21 protein-coding genes and 1 tRNA gene are annotated in these 22,580 nt (G+C 69.2%); 13 read left to right on the forward strand and 9 right to left on the reverse strand.

The genetic code is table 11. The features are described 5' to 3' along the window. Window positions 1–47 precede the first annotated feature (47 nt). Window positions 48–641, reverse strand: coding sequence for a TetR/AcrR family transcriptional regulator (locus BST11_RS07885; RefSeq protein WP_131806033.1), 594 nt, complete (start codon window positions 639–641; stop codon window positions 48–50). Between the two features lie 147 nt (window positions 642–788). Here BST11_RS07885 and BST11_RS07890 point away from each other — a divergent pair. The 5 genes from BST11_RS07890 to BST11_RS07910 all read left to right on the forward strand — a co-directional run bounded on the left by BST11_RS07890 (window position 789) and on the right by BST11_RS07910 (window position 4,411). Then, window positions 789–860 (forward strand) — tRNA-Gln (locus BST11_RS07890). A 14-nt stretch (window positions 861–874) separates the two neighbouring features. After that, complete coding sequence (gene glmU, locus BST11_RS07895) at window positions 875–2,341, forward strand: bifunctional UDP-N-acetylglucosamine diphosphorylase/glucosamine-1-phosphate N-acetyltransferase GlmU (protein WP_083137379.1); 1,467 nt, start codon at window positions 875–877, stop codon at window positions 2,339–2,341. 100 nt (window positions 2,342–2,441) lie between these two features. Then, on the forward strand, window positions 2,442–3,422 hold the full coding sequence (locus BST11_RS07900; RefSeq protein WP_083137380.1) for a ribose-phosphate diphosphokinase: 981 nt from the start codon (window positions 2,442–2,444) through the stop codon (window positions 3,420–3,422). Then, a complete protein-coding gene (gene arsC / locus BST11_RS07905) occupies window positions 3,423–3,767 on the forward strand; it encodes an arsenate reductase (glutaredoxin) (protein ID WP_083137381.1) in 345 nt (114 codons plus the stop codon). Next, entirely contained in the window at window positions 3,764–4,411 is a 648-nt protein-coding gene (locus BST11_RS07910) for an LpqN/LpqT family lipoprotein (RefSeq protein WP_083137382.1), read from the forward strand. The genes arsC and BST11_RS07910 overlap by 4 nt, the downstream gene beginning before the upstream one ends. Window positions 4,412–4,447: 36 nt before the next feature. On the opposite strand, the gene BST11_RS07915 is transcribed toward BST11_RS07910, so the two are convergent. Beyond that, on the reverse strand, window positions 4,448–7,759 hold the full coding sequence (locus BST11_RS07915; RefSeq protein WP_083137383.1) for a helix-turn-helix transcriptional regulator: 3,312 nt from the start codon (window positions 7,757–7,759) through the stop codon (window positions 4,448–4,450). Between BST11_RS07915 and BST11_RS27565 the strand changes: the two genes are divergently transcribed. From BST11_RS27565 to pth, 4 genes are all read left to right on the forward strand, one after another. Then, window positions 7,758–7,931, forward strand: coding sequence for a hypothetical protein (locus BST11_RS27565; protein ID WP_158086772.1), 174 nt, complete (start codon window positions 7,758–7,760; stop codon window positions 7,929–7,931). The genes BST11_RS07915 and BST11_RS27565 overlap by 2 nt on opposite strands. Before the next feature lie 21 nt (window positions 7,932–7,952). Continuing rightward, entirely contained in the window at window positions 7,953–8,822 is an 870-nt protein-coding gene (locus BST11_RS07920) for an oxidoreductase (protein ID WP_083137384.1), read from the forward strand. Between the two features lie 293 nt (window positions 8,823–9,115). Then, window positions 9,116–9,781 carry a 50S ribosomal protein L25/general stress protein Ctc gene (locus BST11_RS07925; RefSeq protein WP_083137385.1) on the forward strand — a complete coding sequence of 222 codons (666 nt, stop codon included), beginning with the start codon at window positions 9,116–9,118 and terminating at the stop codon, window positions 9,779–9,781. Window positions 9,782–9,793: 12 nt separating this feature from the next. Next, a complete protein-coding gene (pth, locus tag BST11_RS07930) occupies window positions 9,794–10,369 on the forward strand; it encodes an aminoacyl-tRNA hydrolase (RefSeq protein ID WP_083137386.1) in 576 nt (191 codons plus the stop codon). 10 nt (window positions 10,370–10,379) lie between these two features. Here pth and BST11_RS07935 read toward each other — a convergent pair whose 3' ends face one another. From BST11_RS07935 to BST11_RS07960, 5 genes are all read right to left on the reverse strand, one after another. Further along, a complete protein-coding gene (locus BST11_RS07935) occupies window positions 10,380–12,014 on the reverse strand; it encodes a fatty acyl-AMP ligase (RefSeq protein WP_083137460.1) in 1,635 nt (544 codons plus the stop codon). A gap of 214 nt (window positions 12,015–12,228) precedes the next feature. Further along, complete coding sequence (locus tag BST11_RS07945) at window positions 12,229–13,197, reverse strand: 4-(cytidine 5'-diphospho)-2-C-methyl-D-erythritol kinase (protein ID WP_067324723.1); 969 nt, start codon at window positions 13,195–13,197, stop codon at window positions 12,229–12,231. 18 nt (window positions 13,198–13,215) lie between these two features. Then, window positions 13,216–14,148 (reverse strand): 16S rRNA (adenine(1518)-N(6)/adenine(1519)-N(6))-dimethyltransferase RsmA, encoded by a 933-nt coding sequence (gene rsmA, locus BST11_RS07950; protein ID WP_083137462.1) that lies wholly within the window; start codon window positions 14,146–14,148, stop codon window positions 13,216–13,218. After that, window positions 14,112–15,239, reverse strand: coding sequence for a resuscitation-promoting factor (locus BST11_RS07955; protein WP_211284671.1), 1,128 nt, complete (start codon window positions 15,237–15,239; stop codon window positions 14,112–14,114). Before BST11_RS07955 ends, rsmA begins: the two co-directional genes overlap by 37 nt. A gap of 177 nt (window positions 15,240–15,416) precedes the next feature. Then, a complete protein-coding gene (locus BST11_RS07960) occupies window positions 15,417–16,268 on the reverse strand; it encodes a TatD family hydrolase (protein ID WP_083137388.1) in 852 nt (283 codons plus the stop codon). 18 nt (window positions 16,269–16,286) lie between these two features. Between BST11_RS07960 and metG the strand changes: the two genes are divergently transcribed. The 3 genes from metG to BST11_RS07975 all read left to right on the forward strand — a co-directional run bounded on the left by metG (window position 16,287) and on the right by BST11_RS07975 (window position 18,991). Beyond that, entirely contained in the window at window positions 16,287–17,867 is a 1,581-nt protein-coding gene (gene metG, locus BST11_RS07965; protein WP_083137389.1) for a methionine--tRNA ligase, read from the forward strand. A 145-nt stretch (window positions 17,868–18,012) separates the two neighbouring features. Further along, window positions 18,013–18,375: a PAS domain S-box protein gene (locus tag BST11_RS07970; protein ID WP_067324731.1), complete on the forward strand. Its 363-nt coding sequence runs from the start codon at window positions 18,013–18,015 to the stop codon at window positions 18,373–18,375. Window positions 18,376–18,445: 70 nt separating this feature from the next. Next, window positions 18,446–18,991, forward strand: coding sequence for a serine acetyltransferase (locus tag BST11_RS07975; RefSeq protein ID WP_083137390.1), 546 nt, complete (start codon window positions 18,446–18,448; stop codon window positions 18,989–18,991). 164 nt (window positions 18,992–19,155) lie between these two features. Here BST11_RS07975 and BST11_RS07985 read toward each other — a convergent pair whose 3' ends face one another. Both BST11_RS07985 and BST11_RS07990 read right to left on the reverse strand, forming a co-directional pair. Beyond that, complete coding sequence (locus tag BST11_RS07985; protein ID WP_083137391.1) at window positions 19,156–19,830, reverse strand: TetR/AcrR family transcriptional regulator; 675 nt, start codon at window positions 19,828–19,830, stop codon at window positions 19,156–19,158. A gap of 172 nt (window positions 19,831–20,002) precedes the next feature. Next, entirely contained in the window at window positions 20,003–20,674 is a 672-nt protein-coding gene (locus BST11_RS07990) for a TetR/AcrR family transcriptional regulator (protein ID WP_083137392.1), read from the reverse strand. Between the two features lie 543 nt (window positions 20,675–21,217). Here BST11_RS07990 and BST11_RS07995 point away from each other — a divergent pair. Further along, window positions 21,218–22,447 carry a PPE family protein gene (locus tag BST11_RS07995; protein ID WP_083137393.1) on the forward strand — a complete coding sequence of 410 codons (1,230 nt, stop codon included), beginning with the start codon at window positions 21,218–21,220 and terminating at the stop codon, window positions 22,445–22,447. Window positions 22,448–22,580: the final 133 nt, after the last annotated feature.

The following is a 22,580-nucleotide window of genomic DNA, read 5'->3' on the forward strand; positions in this document are numbered from 1 at the left end:
ACGATCCGGTCTCATCTCGCCCCGGCGTGACGGGCGCGGAGCCGAACCTACTCGTCCTGCAGGTGGGGGTCGGCCTCCAGGCCGATCAGGCCGTTCCACATCAGGTTGACCAGGTGGGCGGCGACCACTTCCTTCTTGGGCTCGCGGGTGTCGAGCCACCACTGCGCCGTCATCGACACCGAGCCGACCAGCGCCTGGGCGTACAGCGGCGCCAGGTCGGGGTCCAGGCCGCGGCGGGCGAAGTCGCCGGCCAGGATGGAGCTGACCTGGCTGACGGCGTCGTTGAGCAGGCTAGAGTAGGTGCCCGAGCTGATCGCGGCAGGCGAGTCGCGGATCATGATGCGGAAGCCGTCGGTGCGCTCCTCGACGTAGGTGAGCAACGCCAGCGCGACCCGCTCCACCCGCACCCGGGACCGGTTGTTGGTCAGCGACGAGGTGATGCCGTCGAGCAGCGCCGACATCTCCCGGTCGACGACGACGGCGTAGAGGCCCTCCTTGCCGCCGAAATGTTCGTAGACCACCGGTTTGGACACGTTGGCGCGCAGGGCGATCTCCTCGATCGAGGTCCCCTCGTAGCCGCGCTCGGCGAACAGCGACCGCGCGATGCCGATCAGCTGCTGGCGGCGATCGCTGCCGGTCATGCGTGCGCGGGGCGCCCGGGCTTCCTTATCCGTCTTATCCGGGTCCCGGTCCAGAACGGCCACGTCAACCAGCGTATCGGTTGGACGCGACCCAAACCCGCGCACCGTCTAGAGTCTTTTGGTGGCGCGGCCGCCCTGGGCCGGCAATCCGTCGTGGTGTAATCGGCAGCACATCAGATTTTGGTTCTGAGAGTTCAGGTTCGAGTCCTGGCGACGGAGCAAGAGGAGAGTTGATGTCGTCTCGTGGTGACACCGCGGTCCTGGTCCTCGCGGCCGGGCCCGGCACCCGGATGCGCTCGGACACCCCGAAGGTGCTGCACACGATCGGCGGCCGCAGCATGCTGTCGCATTCGCTGCACGCGATCGCCAAGGTCGCGCCGCAGCACCTGGTGGTGGTCCTGGGCCACGACCACGAGCGGGTCGCGCCGCTGGTCGCCGAGCTCGCCGACACCCTGGGGCGCGCCATCGACGTGGCCCTGCAGGAGCGGCCGCTGGGCACCGGCCACGCGGTCCGCTGCGGGCTGTCCGCCCTGCCCGACGACTACGCCGGCACCGTCGTCGTCACCTCGGGCGACACGCCGCTGCTCGACTCCGACACCCTGGCCGGCCTGATCGCCACCCACCGGGCGCAGTCGGCCGCGGTCACGGTGCTCACCACGACGCTGGACGACCCGGACGGCTACGGCCGCATCCTGCGCACGCAGGACAACGAGGTGATGGCGATCGTCGAGCACACCGACGCGACGGCCTCGCAACGCGAGATCCGCGAGGTCAACGCCGGTGTCTACGCCTTCGACGTCGCGGCGCTGCGCTCGGCGCTGAGCCGGCTGAGCGCCGACAACGCCCAGCAGGAGCTGTACCTGACCGACGTCGTCGCCATCCTGCGCGGCGACGGCCTGACCGTGCGCGCCCAGCACGTCGACGACAGCGCGCTGGTCGCCGGGGTCAACAACCGCGTCCAGCTGGCCGAACTGGGCGCCGAGCTCAACCGCCGGATCGTCGCCGCCCACCAGCTGTCGGGCGTGACCGTCGTGGACCCGGCGACCACCTGGATCGACGTCGACGTGACCATCGGCCGCGACACCGTCGTGCATCCCGGCACCCAGCTCCTCGGCCGCACGCGGGTGGGGGGCCGCTGCGTCGTCGGGCCCGACACCACCCTGACCGACGTCGCCGTCGGCGACGGCGCGTCGGTGATCCGCACGCACGCCACGTCGTCGTCGATCGGCGACGGCGCGGTGGTCGGCCCGTACACCTACCTGCGGCCCGGCACCGTGCTGGGGGCCGAGGGCAAGCTCGGTGCGTTCGTGGAGGCCAAGAACTCCAACATCGGGACCGGCACCAAGGTTCCACACCTGACCTACGTGGGCGACGCCGACATCGGCGAGCACAGCAACATCGGGGCCTCCAGCGTCTTCGTCAACTACGACGGCGAATCCAAGCGGCGCACCACCGTCGGCTCGCACGTGCGCACCGGGTCGGACACCATGTTCGTCGCGCCGGTGACCGTCGGCGACGGGGCCTACACCGGCGCCGGAACCGTGGTGCGCGACGACGTGCCGCCGGGGGCGCTGGCGGTGTCGGCGGGACCGCAGCGCAACATCGAGGGCTGGGTCCAGCGCAAGCGGCCGGGCAGCGCGGCGGCTCAGGCGGCCGAGAAGGCGGCCGAGAAGGCGCAACAAGAATCCGAGCGCGAATAGGGACCCGGCGGTTCGGTCGCTGGCAACCCGGCCACATTTCCGTACTATTCGCTACGTACCATGGGGCGTCCCTAGACCCCAATACTTCGAGGGCAGCACGGTGAGCCACGACTGGACCGATAATCGCAAAAACTTGATGCTGTTCTCGGGCCGCGCGCACCCGGAGCTGGCCGAACAGGTGGCCAAGGAACTCGACGTCCACGTCACCGCCCAGACCGCGCGGGAGTTCGCCAACGGCGAGATCTTCGTGCGCTTCCACGAATCGGTGCGCGGCTGCGACGCGTTCGTCCTGCAGTCGGCCCCCGCGCCGGTCAACCGCTGGCTGATGGAACAGCTGATCATGATCGACGCGCTCAAGCGGGGCAGCGCGAAGCGGATCACCGCGGTCATGCCCTTCTACCCCTATGCCCGCCAGGACAAAAAGCACCGCGGCCGCGAACCGATCTCGGCGCGGCTGGTCGCCGACCTGCTCAAGACGGCGGGCGCCGACCGGATCGTGACCGTCGACCTGCACACCGACCAGATCCAGGGCTTCTTCGACGGGCCCGTCGACCACATGCGCGGCCAGAACCTGCTGACCGGCTACATCAAGGACAACTACCCCGACGGCAACATGGTGGTCGTCTCCCCCGACTCCGGCCGGGTGCGCATCGCCGAGAAGTGGGCGGACGCGCTGGGCGGGGTCCCGCTGGCGTTCATTCACAAGACCCGCGACCCGCGGGTGCCCAACCAGGTGGTGTCCAACCGGGTCGTCGGCGAGGTGGCCGGCCGCACCTGCGTGCTGATCGACGACATGATCGACACCGGCGGGACCATCGCGGGCGCGGTCAAGCTGCTGCACGACGACGGCGCTTCCGACGTGGTCATCGCGGCGACCCACGGCGTGCTGTCCGACCCGGCCGCCGAGCGCCTGGCCGCCTGCGGCGCGCGCGAGGTGATCGTGACCAACACCCTGCCGATCGGGGAGGAGAAGCGTTTCCCCCAGTTGACGGTGTTGTCCATCGCGCCGCTGCTGGCCAGCACGATCCGCGCTGTTTTCGAAAACGGTTCGGTCACAGGACTATTCGACGGGGACGCCTAGATGGCCGACGCTTCTATCTACCACAACCCCAAGTGCAGCACGTCGCGCAAGACGCTGGAGCTGTTGCGGGACAAGGGCGTTGAGCCCGAGATCATCGAGTACCTGAAGACCCCGCCGTCGCGGGCCGAGCTGGTGCGCATGATCCGCGACGCGGGCATCGACGTGCGCGCGGCGGTGCGCACGCGCGAGCCGATCTACGCCGAGCTCGGGCTCGACTCGGCCGGCGACGACGAGCTGCTCGACGCCATGGCCGAGCACCCCATTCTGATCCAGCGACCGTTCGTCGTGACGCCGAAGGGCACCCGGCTGGCCCGGCCGATCGACGCGGTCCACGAGATTCTGTGAGGGTCTGGGCCGGCGCCGTTGTGGTGGTCGCGCTGGCCGTGACGGGCTGTGCCCCGAAAGCCCCTGACTACCAATCGGTCCTGACGCGCAGTCCGACGAGCAGCACCACCGACACGACGACGGCCAAGCCCGTTCCCCTGTCGAAGTATCTGCAAGACATCGGCGTCAGCGGGCAGCAGGTGGCCCCGGGGGCGCTGACCGACCTGAACGTGTCGATTCCGACGCCACCGGGCTGGACGGCCTTCAACGATCCGAAGAAGATCGCGCCGGAGACGGTGATGATCTCCAAGGGTGGCAAGTATCCGACCGCGCGGCTGGTGGTGTTCGCGTTGCACGGCAACTTCGATCCGGGCCAAGTCGTCAAACACGGCAACGATGACGCCCAGCTGTTCGCGGACTTCAAGCAACTCGACGCGTCCACCGCCGACTACAACGGCTTTCCGTCGTCGATGATCCAGGGCAGCTACGACCTCGACGGCACCCGGCTGCACAGCTGGAACCGGATCGTGATCGCCACCGGGTCACCGCCCGCGCGCCAGCGCTACCTGGTTCAGCTGACCATCACCAGCCTGGCCGGGCAGGCCGCCGCGCAGGCGCCCGACATCGAGGCGATCATCCACGGGTTCGTGGTGGCCGCGAAGTAAATCCTCGCCGCGAAAATGTAACTGGCTACACGTTTCTCAAGTCGCACCGTCGGTAGTTGCACTCTCGCGGCACAGTTGGATGCGGGACGTCACGCCGAGCTTGGCGTACACGTGGGTGAGGTGGGACTGCACGGTGCGGGGTGAGATGAACAGCCGCGCGCCGATGTCCTTGTTGCTCAACCCCTCCCGGACCAGGCGCACCACGTCGTTTTCCGTCGGGGTCAGCGACTCCCAGCCGGTAGTGGGACGTTTGCGCTCGCCGCGGCCGCGCTGCGCGTAGGCAATCGCCTCCTCGGTGGACAGCGCGGCACCCTCGGCCCATGCGGCATCGAAGCCGTTCTGCCCCAACGCATCCCGAACCGTCGCCAGCACAGTCTCGTAGCCGGGCTGATACATCGGATAGCGGGGGTGTTCCAGCCGCTGCCGCATGGCGTCCGCCGCGCCCAGCAAACGCGCCGCGTACGCATGGCTGCCGTCGTCGGCCGCCAAACGGGCGACGCACTCCAAACTGTCGGGGGCACGAAAGTATGCCTGAGTGCTGGCCGCGATCGCCAGGGCGTCATGGGCGTCGCGTTCCGCCTGCTCCGGCTCGCCTTGGGCCAGCGCGACAAGGGAACGCACGGTAAGCGCCACCGACTTGTGCGAGCCCGGCTCCACCGCGACGGTGTCGTCGACCCAGCGGCGCGCCGCGACCAGATCTCCCTCGGCCAAGGCGGCTTCGGCCAGCGGGTTGAAACACCGAATGAATGCTTCGCGCAGCGGAACGGTGTGCCGCCGGGACTCCTCGGATGCCTGCCTGGCCGCGACGATGTCGCCCTTGGCCAGGGCCGCATTCGCCTTCGCCGCGTGCAGCGCGTCCGCGTAATAACCGCCCATCGCGTCTGCGGCCCCTAGCCCTGTGTGCATCGCGGCCTCCGCGGCATCCGCATCACCGTGGTAGGCAAGCACATTCGCGTAGGTCACGCTCGCGACCGCCGTCATGGCGAGGTCTTCGGCTTCCTCGGCCTCCGCGACGAGGGATCGAAGGAGCTCGGTGGCTCGGGGTAGATCTCCCAGCATCCCCACCGCTGCGCCGAGCCACACCCCGCAGCCCAAGGAGGTGAATCGGTCACCGAGCGCTTCGGCGACGCTTTTCCCCTCTTCGCCGGCCGCCCTGGCCGCCAGCTGGTCGCCGGCATACACGTTCAAGGTCGCCTGGTAGCTCAAGATTTGGCTCAGCGTCCATCGATCACCGCTCGCGCGAACGATGTCGATCGCCTCGGCGAAGCAGGGCTGCCCGATCTCGGGGCCGCTGTAGACGCCGAGCAATCCGCAGGCGGTGAGGGCGTGGGCGAGCAGCGCCGGGTCGCCGAGCTGACGAGCGATCGCCAGTGCCTCGTGCGCCCTCCCCACGTCCGTCGGCACGCCCGCCCACACGGCGAGGATGCTCCGGTCGGCCACGGCGCGCACCCATACCGCCGGTGAGTGCTCCGCCTCGGGCAACACGGCGTCGAAGCCGACGAGCGCCTCTTTAAAACGCCAGCCCCGCAACCAGAACCGGTGCAAGGTGGACAGCAGCCGCAATGCCGCTTCGGGCTCGGAGTTTTCCCGGCTCCAGGCGAACGCGGCCCGCAGGTTGTCGAGCTCGACTTTGGCCCACTCGACCAGCGGCTCGTCGCCCGATTGTGCGGTCGACTCGAGGTGGGTGGCCCTGCTCGCGTAGTAGTCGCGGTGGCGGGTGCGCACCTCGTCGGCCTCGCCGGAATCGCCGAGCTTTTCCTGCGCGTATTGGCGCACCGTCTCCAGCAACCGGTATCGCATTCCGTCACCTGTGTCGTCGGCCACCACCAACGATTTGTCGACCAACAGGCTGAGTTGGTCGAGTAGCTGGTAGCTTTCGACCTCGCTACCGGCGCCGACGGCCTGCGCGGCGTCCAGATCGAAACCGCCCATGAACGCGGCGAGGCGACGGAACAAGACCTGCTCGGCTCCGGTCAACAAGGCATGCGACCAGTCCACCGAGGCGCGCAGCGTCTGCTGCCGACGCACGGCGGTGCGGGCTCCGCCGGTGAGCAGCCGGAACCGGTCGTGCAGGCTGTCGACGATCTGGCGCAGTGACAGCGCCCGAATCCGCGCCGCCGCGAGCTCGATCGCCAATGGCATGCCATCGAGGCGTTCGCAAATCTCCTGCACCAGGGCCGAGTTACCTTCGTCCACAACGAAATCCGGTCGCGCCCGGCGGGCGCGATCGGCGAAGAGTTCGATGGCCTCACCGGCGGGCGGCAGCGAGGGCACGCGCCAGCTGAGCTCACCGGGCAGCCCGAGCGGCTCACGGCTGGTGGCCAGAATCGTGAGCTTTGGACAGTTCGCCAGCAGCTCGACAACCAGGGCTCCGGACGGCTCGAGCAGATGCTCGCAGTTGTCGAGCAGCAACAGCATTTTCTTTTCGTCAAAGAACCGCAGCAACACGTCCATTGTCGAACGGCCCGGCTGATCGGGCAGGTCGAGGGTGCGCGCAACGGTCGCCGCGGTCACCGCGGGATTGGCGATGGGGGCAAGATCGACGTACCAAATCCCATCGGAAAACTCACTGACGAGTGTAGGGGCGACTTCCACGGCGAGGCGGGTCTTGCCCGCACCGCCCGCGCCGGTCAACGTGATCAGCCGGTTGTCGGCAACGAGTTGCCGCAACTCCCCCATTTGGGCTTGGCGGCCGACGAAGCTCGTCAGCTGAGCCGGAAGGTTGTGGGAGGCAACCGCATGGCGCGCACGCAGCGGCGGGAATTCGTTGCGCAGGTCCGGATGGCATAGCTGCAGCACGCGTTCCGGACGCGCCACACCGCGCAACGGATGGCTGCCCAGATCGCTCAGCCACACCCCGTCGGGCAGCCGATCGACGACCAACGATTCGGTCACGCCGGACAGGACGGTCTGGCCGCCGTGGGCCAGGTCGCGCAGTCGCGCGGTGCGGTTGATCGTCGGGCCGGCGTAGTTGGACTCGTCGCGCAGCTGAATCTCGCCGGTGTGAATCCCGATGCGCAGCCGGATGGGCGCCAACGGCGCCCGCTGCAACTCGAGCGCGCACGCCACCGCGTCGGACGCGCGCGAGAACGCGGCCACGAAGCTGTCCCCCTCGCCCTGCTCTAGCGGCCGCACACCCTCGTGCGCGGCGACGACCTCGTCGACCGTCTTGTTCAGGCGCGCCAGCGCGGCGGTCATCTCTTCGGGCTGGGTCTCCCACAGCCGCGTCGAGCCCTCGACGTCGGCCAACAGCAACGTCACCGTGCCGGTCGGCAGCAACTCGCTCACGCCCAAATCGCTCCACGTTAACGGCGGAAGCTCCGCATTCTGGCTCATGTTAGCCACCATGACTGCCGTCGACCCGCAAAACATCCGCCAGATCGCGCAGATCCGCCCGACCAAGCGTTTTCGACGCAGGATCGCCCCAGTCGACTTCGAGCACCTCACCGACCCCTTCGAGGCGCACCGCGCCGTCGCCGGGCCCATAACCGTGCCGCTGGAGTTCGGCGCTCTCTACTAAGGGGCACTAGGCTTCTCACGCATGACGACCTGGACCGCCGCGGACCTGCCGTCGTTCGCCGGGCGCACCGTCATCATCACCGGCGCCAACAGCGGGCTGGGCGCGGTGACGGCGCGGGAGCTGGCCGCGAAAGGCGCCCAAATCGTGATGGCCGTGCGCAACACGGAAAAAGGCGAGGCCGCCGCGCGGCAGATGCCCGGTCAAGTCGAGGTGCGCCCACTCGACCTGCAGGACCTGTCGTCGGTGCGCCGCTTCGCCGACGGCGTCGACGCCGCCGACGTGCTGATCAACAACGCCGGCATCATGGCCGCCCCCCACGCGCTGACGGTCGACGGCTTCGAAAGCCAGATCGGCACCAACCATCTCGGTCACTTCGCTTTGACCAACCTGCTGCTGCCCAAGCTCACCGATCGCGTCGTGACGGTGTCGTCGATGGCGCACTGGGCCGGTCGCATCGACTTCGACGATTTGCACTGGAAGAACCGGCGCTACTCCCCCTGGCTGGCCTACAGCCAGTCGAAGCTGGCCAACTTGCTGTTCACCAGCGAGCTGCAGCGCCGCCTCGACGCGGCCGGTTCGCCCATTCGGGCGCTGGCGGCGCATCCCGGTTACTCGCACACGAACCTGCAGGGGGCGTCGGGCCGGAAGGTGGGCGACGCGCTGATGGTGGCCGTCACGCGCGTGTTCGCCACCGACGCCGATTTCGGCGCGCGCCAGACCCTGTACGCGGCGGCGCGGCACCTGCCGGGGGACACGTTCGTCGGCCCCCGATTCGGTTCCATCGGCGGCACCCAAGCGGTCCGGCGCAGCCGTCGGGCGCGCGACGCGGCCACCGCCGCCCGGCTGTGGGAGCTGTCCGAGCAGCTGACGGGCACCAAATTCCCGCTCTAGCCGACTGCGAACCGGGGGCGTCGCGTTGAGCCCGGGATCCACACCACCGAGCGCGTTTGTCGCTGTGAGGCGGGCAAACGGAGCCGTCCTCCCGGCCGGGGGCCAACGGGACGGATGTGACTGCGGAGGTGGATCCGCCTCGACGAATTTCCGCGACACCACCCCATGCGCTACCCTGACCAGGCGTCACGGCGAGGGTGTCCGGCTGAATAGCCAGCACCGTTATCGACGGAGACCGACTCTTTGTCGCGACCTCGCCGTGCCCCCGAACGAAAGCACACAGGAGCGACACGATGGCCAAGTCAGGCAACCAACTCGCGGCGACGGTGCGAACCGAGACCGGCAAGGGAGCGTCGCGCCGGGCCCGCCGCGACGGCAAGATTCCGGCCGTCCTCTACGGCCACGGCGCCGACCCCCAGCATCTGGAGCTGCCCGGGCACGACTTCGCCGCGGTGCTGCGGCACTCGGGCACCAACGCGGTGCTGACCCTCGACATCGCGGGCAAGGAGCAGCTGGCGCTGACCAAGGCGCTCGACATCCACCCGATCCGCCGCACCATTCAGCACGCCGACCTGCTGGTCGTGCGCCGCGGCGAAAAGGTCGTCGTCGAGGTCAGGGTGCTCATCGAGGGCGAGGCCGGACCCGACACCCTGGTCACCCAGGAGACCAACACCATCGAGATCGAGGCCGATGCCCTGTCGATTCCCGAGCAGTTGACCGTGTCCGTCGAGGGCGCCGAGCCCGGCACCCAGTTCACCGCCGGGCAGATCACCCTGCCCCGCGGCGTCACCCTGGTGTCCGACCCCGAGCTGCTGGTGGTCAACGTGGTCAACGCGCCCACCGCCGCCGACCTCGAGGAGGAGGGCGCCGGCGAGGTCGCCGAGGGCGAGGAGGCGCCGGCTGCCGAGGCCGAAGAAGAGGGCGGGGAGGCCGAGGCCCCCGCGGCCGAGTCCGAGTAGGCGGACCGCGAGGTGGCCGAGCCCTATCTGGTGGTCGGCCTGGGGAACCCCGGAGACAACTACTCTCGCACCAGGCACAACCTGGGGTTCATGGTCGCCGACCTGCTTGCCGCGCGGTTGGGCTCGAAGTTCAAGGCGCACAAGCGTTCCGGCGCCGAGGTGGTCAGCGGCCGGCTCGCCGGGCACTCGGTGCTGCTGGCCAAGCCGCGTTGCTTCATGAACGAATCCGGCCGCCAGGTGGGGCCTTTGGCGAAGTTCTACTCGATCGCCCCGGCCGACATCATCGTCATCCACGACGACCTCGACCTCGACTTCGGCCGCATCAGGCTCAAGATCGGCGGCGGCGAGGGCGGCCACAACGGGCTGCGCTCGGTCGCGAACGCGCTGGGCACCAAGGAGTTTCAGCGCGTGCGCATCGGGATCGGACGGCCGCCCGGGCGCAAGGACCCCGCGGCGTTCGTGCTGGAAAACTTCACGGCCACCGAACGCCCCGAGGTCCCCACGATCTGCGAGCAGGCCGCCGACGCCACCGAGGCGCTCATCGAGCTGGGCCTAGAGCCCGCGCAAAACCGCGTCCACACCTGGTAACCGCGAAAGATCAGCTGACCAGCGCCACCGAGTTGGAGCGCCGCAGCTTGCCGGACGGCGTCTTCGGGATGGTGCCGGGACCCAACACCACGACGTTGCGCGGGCGCACATCGACCTCGGCGACCACCTCGTGGGCGACCTGGTGCTCGATGCGGCGCACCTCGGCGGGGTCCTGCCACGCGTTGGACTCGACCGCGACGGCGAACGTCTCGCGGGAGTGGCCGGCGTCCAGGCGCACCGCGACGGCGCAGCCGGGGCGCACCCCGTCGACCCGGCAGGCGGCCCGCTCGATGTCGGTCGGGTAGATGTTGCGGCCCGCCATGATGATGACGTCCTTGACGCGGCCGCACACCACGACGTGGCCCTCCTCGGTCAGGTAGCCGAGGTCACCGGTGTCGTACCAGCCGTGCTCGTCCTGGGCCGGGATGAAGCCGCCCATGGTGAGGTAGCCGGGCGTCAGCGATTCGCCGCGCAGCTCGATCACCCCCACGCCGCGCGGGGGCATCACGTTGCCGTTCTCGTCGATGATGCGGGCCTCGAGGTCCTTCAGCAGCGGCCCCAGCGTGGCCAGCCGGCGCGTATTGCCCTTGGTCGCCGGGACGGCCCGGCGCAGGGCGGCCAGCAGGTCGGCGTCGACCTCGTCGACGACCAGGCCGGCGTTGCACTCCGAGAACGACACCGCCAGCGTGGTCTCGGCCATGCCGTACGCCGGCAGGATCGCCGACGGCTTCAGGCCGAACGGCTTGCCCGCGTCGAGCAGGTCCTCGACGTCGGCGGGTTCGACGGGCTCGGCGCCCGACAGCGCGAAGCGCAGCGTCGACAGGTCGAAGTCGCCGGGCTTGGCGTTGCGCCGCAACCGCTTGGCCAGCAGCGCATAGGCGAAGTTGGGCGCCGCGGTCATGGTGCCCTTGTACTTGTCGATGAGCTTGGCCCACAAAAGGGTGTCGCGCAGGAAGTCCATGGGCGTGACCTTGACCAGCTCCGCGCCGAAGTACATCGGGATGGTCAAAAACCCGACCATGCCCATGTCATGGAAGCAGGGCAGCCAGCTGACCATGACGTCTTTGTCCACCTCGTACTCCGCGCCGATGAACATGGCCTCGGCGTTGGAGTAGATGTTGCGGTGGGTGATCTGAACCGCTTTGGGGGACCCCGTGGAGCCCGACGTCAGCTGCATCAGCGCCAGGTCGTCCTCGCCGACCTCGATCGGGTCGATCGGCTCCGACGCCAGCAGGTCGGCGACGGTGAGGACCTTGATGCCCTTCTCCTCGAGCACGGGGATCGCCACCAGGAAGGGCTCGGAGACGATGACGGCCTTGGCCTCGATCATGCCGATGACGGTCATGGTGTCGTCGGCCCACGTCGGCAGGTCGGTGCGCGGGGTGGGCTGGTGCAGCATGGTCAGGCTGGCGCCGCGCATCCACAGCCCCTGCGCCGTCGGGGCGATTTCCACGGGGAGGCCGGCGAGCACCCCGACCGCGTCGCCGAGGCCGATGCCCGCGGCGGCCAGACCGCCGGCGATGCAGCGCGCGCGCTCGTGCACCTCACCCCACGTGTGCCGGACGGGGGCGTGGGGTTCACCGGTGACCATGCCCGTCGTCGCGGTACGGGCATTGCGGAACATCTTGTCGGTAAACCTGCTCACAAAAACCTCCTCGGTTCCGGCAGTCCGAAGGTCCGGATTCTCATGTTCCGCCTGCTCGGCGCTACTTCGCAGCAGGCGCGCGAGCACAGTTGGGCAGCGGTTAGGTCTCGAACGGGTGATGAGCGATCCCAATCAACCGCTGCTCGTCACCGCGAGCCATCTTAAACTCCTCTTAAGTAACTGCCAAACCGTCGCGCCGTGCGAGTGCAATCTCTCACACCTCGGTGGGCGCCGGCACCACGCGCGCGCCCGGCACCGGCCCGGTCGCAACACGGACGGTGCGACAAACGCCCGCCCCCGACAGCTGGGTGCCTACGTCCACCGCCGCGGCCGCCGACGTGCACAGGAAGGCGCACGTCGGGCCCGACCCGGACACGATGCCGGCCAAGGCCCCGGCCTCCACGCCGGCGCGCAGCGCGGCGCGCAGGCCGGGGTTCAGGCTCACCGCGGCCGCCTGCATCTCGTTGCCCAACAGCGGCGCCAGCTGCTCCGGGTCGCCGGCCGCCAGCGCCGCCAGCACCGGCCCCGGCTCGGCGAGTCGCGGCGGAGGCTCGTCCGCCCGCGATCCTTCCCGGAGGCGGTCGAGCTCGGCGTACACGTCCGAGGTGAGCAGCTCACCGTCGGCGAACGCCAGCACCCAGTGGAAGCTGTTGCGGGACAGCACGGTGGCCAGCTCCTCGCCGCGACCGGTCCCCAGCGCGGTGCCGCCGTGCAGGGCGAACGGCACGTCACTGCCGAGCCGCGCGGCCAGCATGCGCAGGTCGCGGCGCGGCACGTTGAGCTCCCACAGCGAGTTCATCGCGACCAGCACCGCCGCCGCGTCCGCGCTGCCGCCCGCCATGCCCCCGGCCACCGGAATGGATTTGTCGATCATGATCGACACGTCGGGCGCCCGCCCGACGTGTTCGGCCATCAGCTCGGCCGCCTGCCAGGCCAGGTTGCGTTCGTCGGTGGGGAGCTTTTCGGCCCCCTCCCCGACGAGCTCGAGCGAGAGCACGTCGGCGTTGCGAACCGTCACCTCGTCGAGCAGCGAGACGGCCTGAAACACCGTGGTCAGCTCGTGGTAGCCGTCGTCGCGGCGCTCGCCCACCGCCAGGTAGAGGTTGACCTTCCCCGGCACCCGCACGGTGACCGATCCCGTGGGCACCCACGCCGCGGCGGTGTTTCCGTCAGATGCGGACACCGCAGCAGACTATCGTGATCAGCTCGCCGGGGTGTGCCCCGAAACGGCGGAACGCTGCAGCAGCCGCACGAAGTCGTCGATGGACAGCGTCTCACCGCGACGGGCCGGATCGATGCTGGCGGCCAGCAACCGATTCGCCGACTCGTTGCCGGAGCCCGCCCACTCGGCGAACGCGTTGCGGGACGTCTTGCGCCGCTGCGCGAACGCGATGTCCACGAGCTCGAACACCTGCCGCCGGAACGCCTCGTCGGTGGGCCACGGCGGCGTCGCGTACCGGTCGATGCGCACCACCCCGGAGTAGACCCGCGGGATCGGCCAGAAGACGGTCGGCGAAACCATGCCGCACCGGCGCACCCGCCCGAAGAAGCGGACCTTCACGCTGGGCACGCCGTAGTCCTTGCCGCCCGGCTCGGCGGCGAGCCGCTCGGCGACCTCGGCCTGCACCATCACTGTGACCACCCGGAGGGACGGGAACTCGGCGAGCAGGTGCAGCAGCGCCGGCACGGCCACGTTGTACGGCAGGTTGGCGACCAGGGCCGTCGGCGGCGCCGGGGTTAGGGCCTTCAGCGCCGGCTCGTCGTGGCGCAGGGTCAACACGTCGCGGTTGCACACCGAGAGCCGGTGGACCTCGCTGTGCGAGTGTTCGGCGACGGTCTGCGGCAGCCGGCCGGCCAGCGCCGGGTCGATTTCGACGGCGGTGACGGTGGCGCCGCGGTCAAGCAGCGCCAGCGTCAACGAGCCGAGCCCGGGCCCGACCTCCAGGACGTGGTCGGAGCGGCCGATGCCGGAGGTGGCGACGACCCGCCGCACGGTGTTGGCATCGTGGACGAAGTTCTGGCCCAAAGCTTTCCGTGGCCGAAAATCCAGCTCTTTGGCCAGCCGCCTGATCTCGGTGCGCCCGAGCAGCCGGATGGTCAGCTCGCACCAGCTCTTCCGCTGCACACGGGCCAGGCGCCCCACCCCTGGCGCGACCGGGTCACCTCGGCGATCGCGATCTGCTCCTCGCGGGTGGCGAGGTCGGCGCGCGGGGCGAACCGCAGCCCGCCGTTGCGCTCCCAGGTGCCCTGGTCGAACTGCACACCGCCGTAATACCCGTTGCCCGTGTTGATCGCCCAGTTGCCGCCGGCCTCGCAGCCGGCGATGGCGTCCCAGATCGAGCCGTTGGTCACCGCGGGCACGTCGGTGCCGGGCTTGGTGCCCACCCGCACGACGGCCTCACGCGCCGGGGTGATCACCGTGTTGGCGATGGGCAGCCGGCCGGTCTCGACGCCGTTGACCGTGGCCACCGCGAACGTGACGTCCTGCGTGCCGGGGCTGCCCGGGTCCTCGACGACCTGGCGGCTGACGTTCATCTGCGGGTCCTCGATGCGGTGCGCGGGCGGCTGCAGCGGAATCCGCTCGGTCACCCGCTGAATCCGGTTGCGGGTCACCTGGATCTGCATTCCGTCGACGATCGGGGACGCCGCGCCGGGCACCACCTGGTCGCTCTCGAGGAGCGGCGCGCCGGCGGCGCTGAGCAGCCCGGCGACGTTCGGCGCCGGCAGGTGCACGGTGCGCGTCGCGCCGCCGTCGTTGATCTGGACCGTCTTGGCGCTCACGACGGGCAGCGTCATCCCCGCCAGCGGGACCCTGCTGCCGCGGGAGGCGGCGGCCGGGGCGGTGTCGGTCATCGCGAGCTGGGCCAGCGCCTCGTCGACGGTCGACGCCGTCGTCCACAGCTGCTTGGGGTCGTGGCCGTCCAGCGAGATCTGCAACGGCCGGCTGCGCCGCAGCACGATGTTGGCGGCGTCGCCCACCTGCACGTCACCGGCGGGGTAAAGGTCGTCGCGCTCGTCGACGTTGAAGCCATTCTCCTGGACGATGTCGATCACCCGCGATTTCATCGTGCTCACATGCATCGCGACGCCGTCGACGGTCAGGGTCACCGTCTTGCTCGCGGAAACCGCGACCGCGCCCGCCAAGCCCAGCGATAAGAGCAGCGCTCCAACCAGGAGGCGCAGCATCGGTGATGAGGATTGATGAAGTTTTGTCAATACAGTCAACGCGCGCTACCCCGACCTCAGCAACCAGTTACGAACCACTCAGCAGGAAAATCACTACAAATTCCGGGGGCGCGCAGCGCCCCCTTCCGTACGATCACAAGACGGTAACGAACCGGCCAATATTGAGCAACTCCGACGCGGCTGTGTCGGGAAAATCACCCGGCTCCCCCGACCGGATCAGGAGGCGAGGCGATAGACCCGCCGGGCATTGCTGGTCGTGATGTGCGCCAAATCTTCCGGACGCCGACCGAGCAGCTCAGCGATCGCCCGCACAGTATAGGGAAGGCAGTACGGCTCGTTCGCTGCACCCCGGTACGGGTGCGGCGTCAAAAATGGCGCATCGGTTTCCACCAGGAGTTGCTCCGGCGGTATCAACGGGATGGCCTCGCGCAGGGCGCGGGCGTTGCGGAAACTCGCCGTCCCCGAAAGGCTGAGCAACCACCCGCCGTCCACGCAGCGACGCGCCATCGAACTGTCGGAGGAAAAGCAGTGGAAGATCACGGCGTCGGGGGCGCCCTCGGCCGCCAGGACGTCGAGCACCTCGGCGTCGGCGTCCCGGTTGTGGATCATCAGCGGCTTACCGCACCGCTTGGCCAGGTCGATGTGCCACGCGAACGCGTCCCGCTGCACGGCCGGCTCCGCGCATCCGTCCAGGCGGCCCGGCCAGTACAGGTCCATCCCCGTCTCGCCGACGGCCACCACCCTGGGGTGGGCCGCCAGCCGCTCGATCTCGGCGCGGACGTCGTCGTCGAGCGCGCCGGCGCGGGTGGGGTGCAGGGCCACCGCGGCGTAGACCCGCGGATCCCATTCGGCGGCCCGCGTCACCCAGCGCGCCGAGTCCAGGTCGTCGGCGATGGTGACGACCGCGCCCACGCCCACCGCCGCCGCGCGGTCGACGATGGCGCGCACCCCGGCGGCGTCCCGCGCCCCGCAGGCATCGAGGTGGGTGTGCGCGTCGACCAAGGGCGCCAGCGGCTCGGGCGCGGGCGGCGCTTCTCGTTCACCGGAGCGGTTGGAACCCACCGCCACACAATAGGGTGAGTCTCGATGAAGCCCTACTACGTCACCACCGCGATCACGTACCCCAACGCCGCGCCGCACCTGGGGCACGCGTACGAGTACATCGCTACCGACGCCATCGCGCGGTTCAAGCGGCTCGACGGTTTCGACGTGCGCTTCCTGACCGGAACCGACGAGCACGGCCTCAAGGTCGCCCAGGCCGCCGCGGCCGAGGGGCTGCCCACGGCCGAGCTGGCCCGCCGCAACTCGGACGTTTTCCAGCGCCTGCAGGAGCGGCTCAACATCTCGTTCGACCGGTTCATCCGCACCACCGACGCCGACCATCACGAGGCGTCCAAGGAGATCTGGCGCAGGATGACGGCGGCCGGCGACATCTACCTGGACACCTACTCGGGCTGGTACTCGGTGCGCGACGAGCGATTCTTCGTCGAATCCGAGACCGAGGTCCTCGACGACGCCGCCGGGACTCGCATCGCCTCGGAGACCGGCACCCCGGTGACATGGACCGAGGAGCAGACCTATTTCTTCCGGCTCTCGGCGTACGCGGACCGGCTGCTGGCCCACTACGAGGCCAATCCCGACTTCATCGCCCCCGAGGTGCGGCGCAACGAGGTGATCAGCTTCGTCTCCGGCGGCCTGCGCGACCTGTCGATTTCGAGGACCTCGTTCGACTGGGGCGTGCAGGTGCCCGAGCACCCCGACCACATCATGTATGTGTGGGTCGACGCCCTCACCAACTACCTGACCGGCGCGGGCTACCCCGACACCGATTCCGCGTTGTTCCGCCGCTACTGGCCGGCCGACCTGCACATGATCGGCAAGGACATCATCAGGTTCCATGCCGTCTACTGGCCGGCGTTTTTGATGTCGGCCGGAATCGAGCTTCCCCGAAGGGTTTTCGCGCATGGGTTCCTGCTGAACCGGGGCGAGAAGATGAGCAAGTCGGTGGGCAACATCGTCGCGCCCGACGAGCTGGTCGACACGTTCGGGGTGGACCAGGTGCGCTACTTCCTGCTGCGCGAGGTCCCGTTCGGGCAGGACGGCAGCTACAGCGAGGAGGCGATCGTCACCCGGATCAATGCCGACCTGGCCAACGAGCTGGGCAACCTGGCGCAGCGGTCACTGTCGATGGTGGCCAAGAACCTGGGCGGGGTGGTGCCCGAACCGGGCGAGTTCACCGCCGCCGACGACGAGCTGCTGGCCGCCGCCGACGGCCTGCTGGAGCGGGTGCGCGTCCACTTCGACGCCCAGGCGATGCACCTGGGGCTCGAGGCGGTCTGGCTGATGCTCGGCGAGGCGAACAAGTATTTCTCCGCGCAGCAGCCGTGGGTCCTGCGCAAGAGCGAGTCGACGGCCGATCAGGCGAGGTTTCGCACCGTGCTCTACACCACCTGCGAGGCGGTGCGCATCGCGGCGCTGCTGGTGCAGCCCGTCATGCCCGAGTCGGCGGGCCGCCTGCTGGACCTGCTCGGCCAGCCCACCGACCGGCGGGCGTTCGACGCCATCGCCGCGCGGCTGGTGCCCGGCACGGCCCTGCCGGCGCCCACCGGTGTGTTCCCGCGCTGCGAGGCGACGGGCACGGGACCGGTTTCCGGCACGGCCGGCTGAACGAAAATTTGTGTTTTCAGTTTTACCGCAATCGGTTCATATGCATCTTGTCCGTCGATCGGAGAAAGTCTCAAAACCGTTCGATGCGATAGTCCATAATCGGCGTGTGGAGCGACGACGCAACCGGCAACACAGCCAATCACCGATGAGCACCTTGAAGCAGTTGCCCGCGTTGGTCGTTCTGGAAAGAATTCCGATTCCCGTGCTCGCGATCGGGCATGACGGCAGCATCCTGTTTACCAACACCGCGTTCGCCGACATGGTGGGCTGCGAGCCCGAAGAGGTTCTGTCCCTGCGGTTCGACGAGATCTTCCACGAGGCCCCGGAGTCCGATTCGCTGTTGTCTGCCGTGCACGCACTGGCGAACATGGTCGTCGAATTGGCGCACAAGGACGGGTCCGTGGTGCGGGCTTTGATGAGCAAGTCGGCCGTCATGCGCGCCGACGACCAATTCGCCCTCGCGGCGTTTCAGGATTTGACCGAACAATTGTGGGTGGCCGAACGGTAGCCCCGGGCCTCACAGGGATACCACAGGTATGGGTAAGACGGCATTAACCTGCCAGTAGTATGGTCATGCCGTGATCACGACGCGTGAGGAATTGCGTAGCTACCTGGCGTCGGACTTGCGGGCGAACGGTCTCGACCGGTGGAAGTTCCGCTATCGCCTGCTGGAGCGGCCCGCCTATTTTCAGCGCATGCTGCGCAAATCCGAGTACTGGACGAACTCCGCACGCACGCCGTTCGGGCGGCTCGTCGCCGCGTGGCTGCGGCTGCGCACGAAACTGCTCGGCGAGCGGGTGGGCCTGTACGTGTCGCGCAACGTGGCCGGTCCTGGCCTGTCGCTGGTGCACCCGGGCCCGATCTGGGTGCACTACAAGGCCCGGATCGGGGCCAACTGCCGCATCTACCAGGGTGTGACGATCGGTGAGGCAAGGGGCAAGGTCCCCGTCATCGGGGACGACGTGTGGATCTATCCGATGGCGATGGTGCTCGGCGTCGATGTCGGCGACCGCGCCTGCATCCTCGCCGGATCCATCGTCACCAAACCGGTGCCCGACGGCGCGGTGGTGGCCGGCGTCCCCGCCCGCATCGTCGAGTTGAACCGCGCGGCGGTCAGCGCCTAGCCAACCGTGGCGACCCGCAGCGCCCGGCCACGCCGCGCTCGCGATCGCCACTGGTCCGATGGTGGCGACCCGCAGCGCCCGGCCACGCACGCCGCGCTCGCGATCGCCACTGGTCCGATGGTGGCGACCCGCAGCGCCCGGCCACGCCGCGCTCGCGATCGCCACTAGTTTCGGGCGGGCGCGGCCGTCCCCGTGTGGCGCAGCGCCTCGCGGGCGAGGAACTGACGGAAGTACGGCAGCGACGCCTCCGTCGCGATCGAGGCGAGCAAGAGCTCCCACATCTGACCGGTCCGGTCGGCGGTGGCCTCGGCGCTCGGTTTCGCCGCCATGGCGTTGGCCAAAAACCGCGCGCCGAACATCGCGCCCACGATCGACTCACTGACCACGACCGGGTCCAGTTCGTCCCGCAGGTCGCCTTCGGTGGCCGCCCTGCGCGCCTGGGTAGCCATCAGCTCGACCAGGCTCGCGCAGAAGTGCGTGGCCGCCTCGTTGAATCCGCTCAGGGCGGCGGTCAATTGCTCGGCCGCGCGCGCCGTCTTGTCGGAGGTGAGCAGGTTCGCGATCGTGAACGTGCCGTGGATCATGTTCTCCAGCGCCGGCGACGACGACCCGCACACGTTGCGGAACGCGACGAGGATCGTCTCCGAACCCTCCTCGATGATGGCCGACGCCAGCGATTCCTTGGAATCGAAGTGGTGGTAGAGGGCGCCCTTGGTCATCCCGGTCCGCTCGATGATGGTGTTCCATCCCGCCGCCGCGTACCCGACCTCGCCGAAGACGTCTATCGCCGCATCGAGGATCTTTCTCCGGGTGGCTTCCGAGCGAACCTGGCGCGCCATCGCGTCTGTACCTCCGGATTCCGTCTTGTGTGCTTAGGTCCCGGATCTCGACGTCGTACCAAACGTTCCGGCCAGGGCAGTAAGCCTAACAGCCGGTACGACGGGAGCGCCGGTCTGATGTGAATGCATCGAACCTGCGCTCAGATCACGGATTTGGGCTTGATTTCGGTCGTCAATCCGCCCCGGTCGACGTGGAGGTGATGGCCAGTGACGCGCGCCGCCTGAGGAATTGGCGGAAGTACTCGGTCCGGTCCGCCTGCAGGATGCCGGTCAACATCAACAGCCAGCACTTCTCCAGGTCGCGCAGGAACCGCTCGGGCTCTTCCAGATTGCTGGTCTGCCGCAGCCCCATGTGCAGCGAGACCATCAGCCGGCCGACATCCTGCGGGTCGCAGTCCTCGTGGATGTCCCCCTCGGCGATGGCTTGCTCGACGACCCCCGCCAGCGCCTTGGCCCATTCGTCCAGCAGCCGCTTCTGCAGCCCCTCCGACCGGCCGACCGACTCGAGCAGGTTCAGGCCCGCCCGGACTCCATCGGTCTTGATGTCGCCGACGGCGATCAGATAGGAGAAGTCGATGAGGGTCTCCAGGCCCGAAAGCCCGCGGGTGAGCAGTTCTTCCACCTTGGCGGCGCCGTCCGTGGTCTGCCGCTCGATGATCGCCACGGCCAGCGCGTGCTTGGACCGGAAGTGGAAATACATCGCCCCCTTGGTCAGTTCCGCCTGCGCGAGAATGTCGTCGAGGCCGACGTCGTGATAGGCGCGCCGGGCGAACTGGTGGGAGGCGGCCCGCAGAATCTGTCGCCGCGTCGCATCCGCGCGTCCGTCAGTCGAGTGGGCGGTCATCGGAACCGAGGACTCAGCTGTCCGGGGCGGGTCGATCGCGCTGCCGCGTACGCGACTCGAGTGATCATTCCGGCGCCTGCGCCGCGGCCCGGATCGATCGTTTCCACGTTGAGGGTGCCTTCCTCGAGCAGGGCACACACCCGGTTCTAGAGCCAGCACTCACCGGCGTGTTTTCGGCGGCATTTGGACCGTCTTTGAGGTTAGCAGTCAGTCGTGGCGCTGAGGCGTTCAACGCAGCGGGTCGAGTTCGCGAAGTTCGAAATACTTACGGTGCGGTTAGAGGCTGCACTTCGAACTAAAAGTATGTAGAATCTCGCTCCATGTGGTTATCAGTTTGTTGGCCTGGTCAGCGCCTGTTTTCCGGGCGTCGCCCGCGCGGCGCAGCCCGGCCGACGCGCCAACCACTGCGCCGGATGGCGTGCGCGCACGGCCCGCGGCCTGTGTCGTTCGTCACTCCGCCGGCCGTGTCGGCCCCGGCCACCGGCCGGGCTTCGTCCACCGCCGCCGCGGCGGCGGCCCGGTAGAGGCCGGGGGTCCGAGACGATGGATTTTGGCGCGATTCCCCCGGAGATCAACTCCATGAGGATGTACGCCGGTCCGGGCCCGGGGTCGATGGTGGCCGCCGCCGCGGCGTGGGACGACCTGGCCGCAGAGCTGCATTCCGCCGCGGCTTCCTACCGGTCGGTGATCGCGGGATTGACCGTTGGACGGTGGCTGGGCCCGTCCTCGCTGTCCATGGCGTCCGCGTTCGGGCCGTATGCGGCATGGACGGCCGGCGCCGCCGCGCGGGCCCAGGAGGCGGCCAGCCACGCGCAGCTTGCCGTCGACATCTATGAGGAAGCCTTCGCGATGACGGTGCCCCCGGCCGCGGTCGCGGCCAACCGGGCCCAGCTCGCGGTACTGGTCGCGACCAACTTCTTTGGCCAGAACTCCCCGGCGATCGCGCTCAACGAGGCCGAATACGGCGAGATGTGGGCGCAGGACGCCGCGGCCATGTATCAATACGCCGCCAGTTCGGCCGAAGCGGCGGACCTGACGCCGTTCGCGTCGGCGCCGGACGTGACCAACCCCGCCGGTGTCGCGGGGCAGGCGACCGCGGTGTCCGAGGCCGCCGCCGGTGCGACCACCCAGCAGTTCTCGCTGGCCAGCCTGATGTCTTCGCTGTCCTCGATGTTGCAGGGCCTGGCGACGCCGGCCTCGGCGAGCGCCGCCAGCACCGGGTCCGAAACCGCGTGGGGCACGCTGCTGGGCGGGACCGGCCAGTCGGGCCTCTCGCTGTCCAGCTTCATGACCAATTTCCAAGACAACCTGCCCGCCATCCTGCCCGGCTACCTGATGGTGGCCGCGACCCCGCTGTATGGGCTGTCCAGCGTCCTGGGCATGGCCCAGACCATGCAGGGGCTCGCCGCCACCGCCGCCCAGGGCGCCGCCGAGGCCGCCGGGGATGTGGCCGCGGCGGCCACCGAGGCGGCCGAAGGGCTCGGTGGCCTGGGCGCGGGCGTGGCCGGCGGCCTGGGTCAGGCCGCCTCGCTGGGCTCGCTGTCGGTGCCGCCCAGCTGGACGAGCGTCATCCCCGCCGCGCACTTGACCAGCGCGGGCGCGGTGTTGCCGAACGCCGGGGCTCCCGGCGGACTGGGCAACGTGCCGCCCAGCCTGCTGGGCGGCCTGCCGCGGGCGGCGGGCGGCCCGCAGGCGCCCGGCCCGCGCTACGGGCAGATCCCGACCGTGATGGCGCAGCCGCCCTCCGGCGGCTACGGGGCGTCGATCGTATGAGCGCGCCCGTGGTTCCCGGGAGGGCCGGCCCCGGCCCGGCCCTGCATATACCAAAAGTATCGTTACACGCTTCTGTCCGGGGGTTTGGTTTCCCGGGATTGGCGTCAACTCCGGCCGGCTGCGCCCGGACCGG

The sequence above is a fragment of the Mycobacterium alsense genome, assembly GCF_002086635.1.
In the GTDB taxonomy this organism is placed as follows: Bacteria; Actinomycetota; Actinomycetes; order Mycobacteriales; family Mycobacteriaceae; genus Mycobacterium; species Mycobacterium alsense.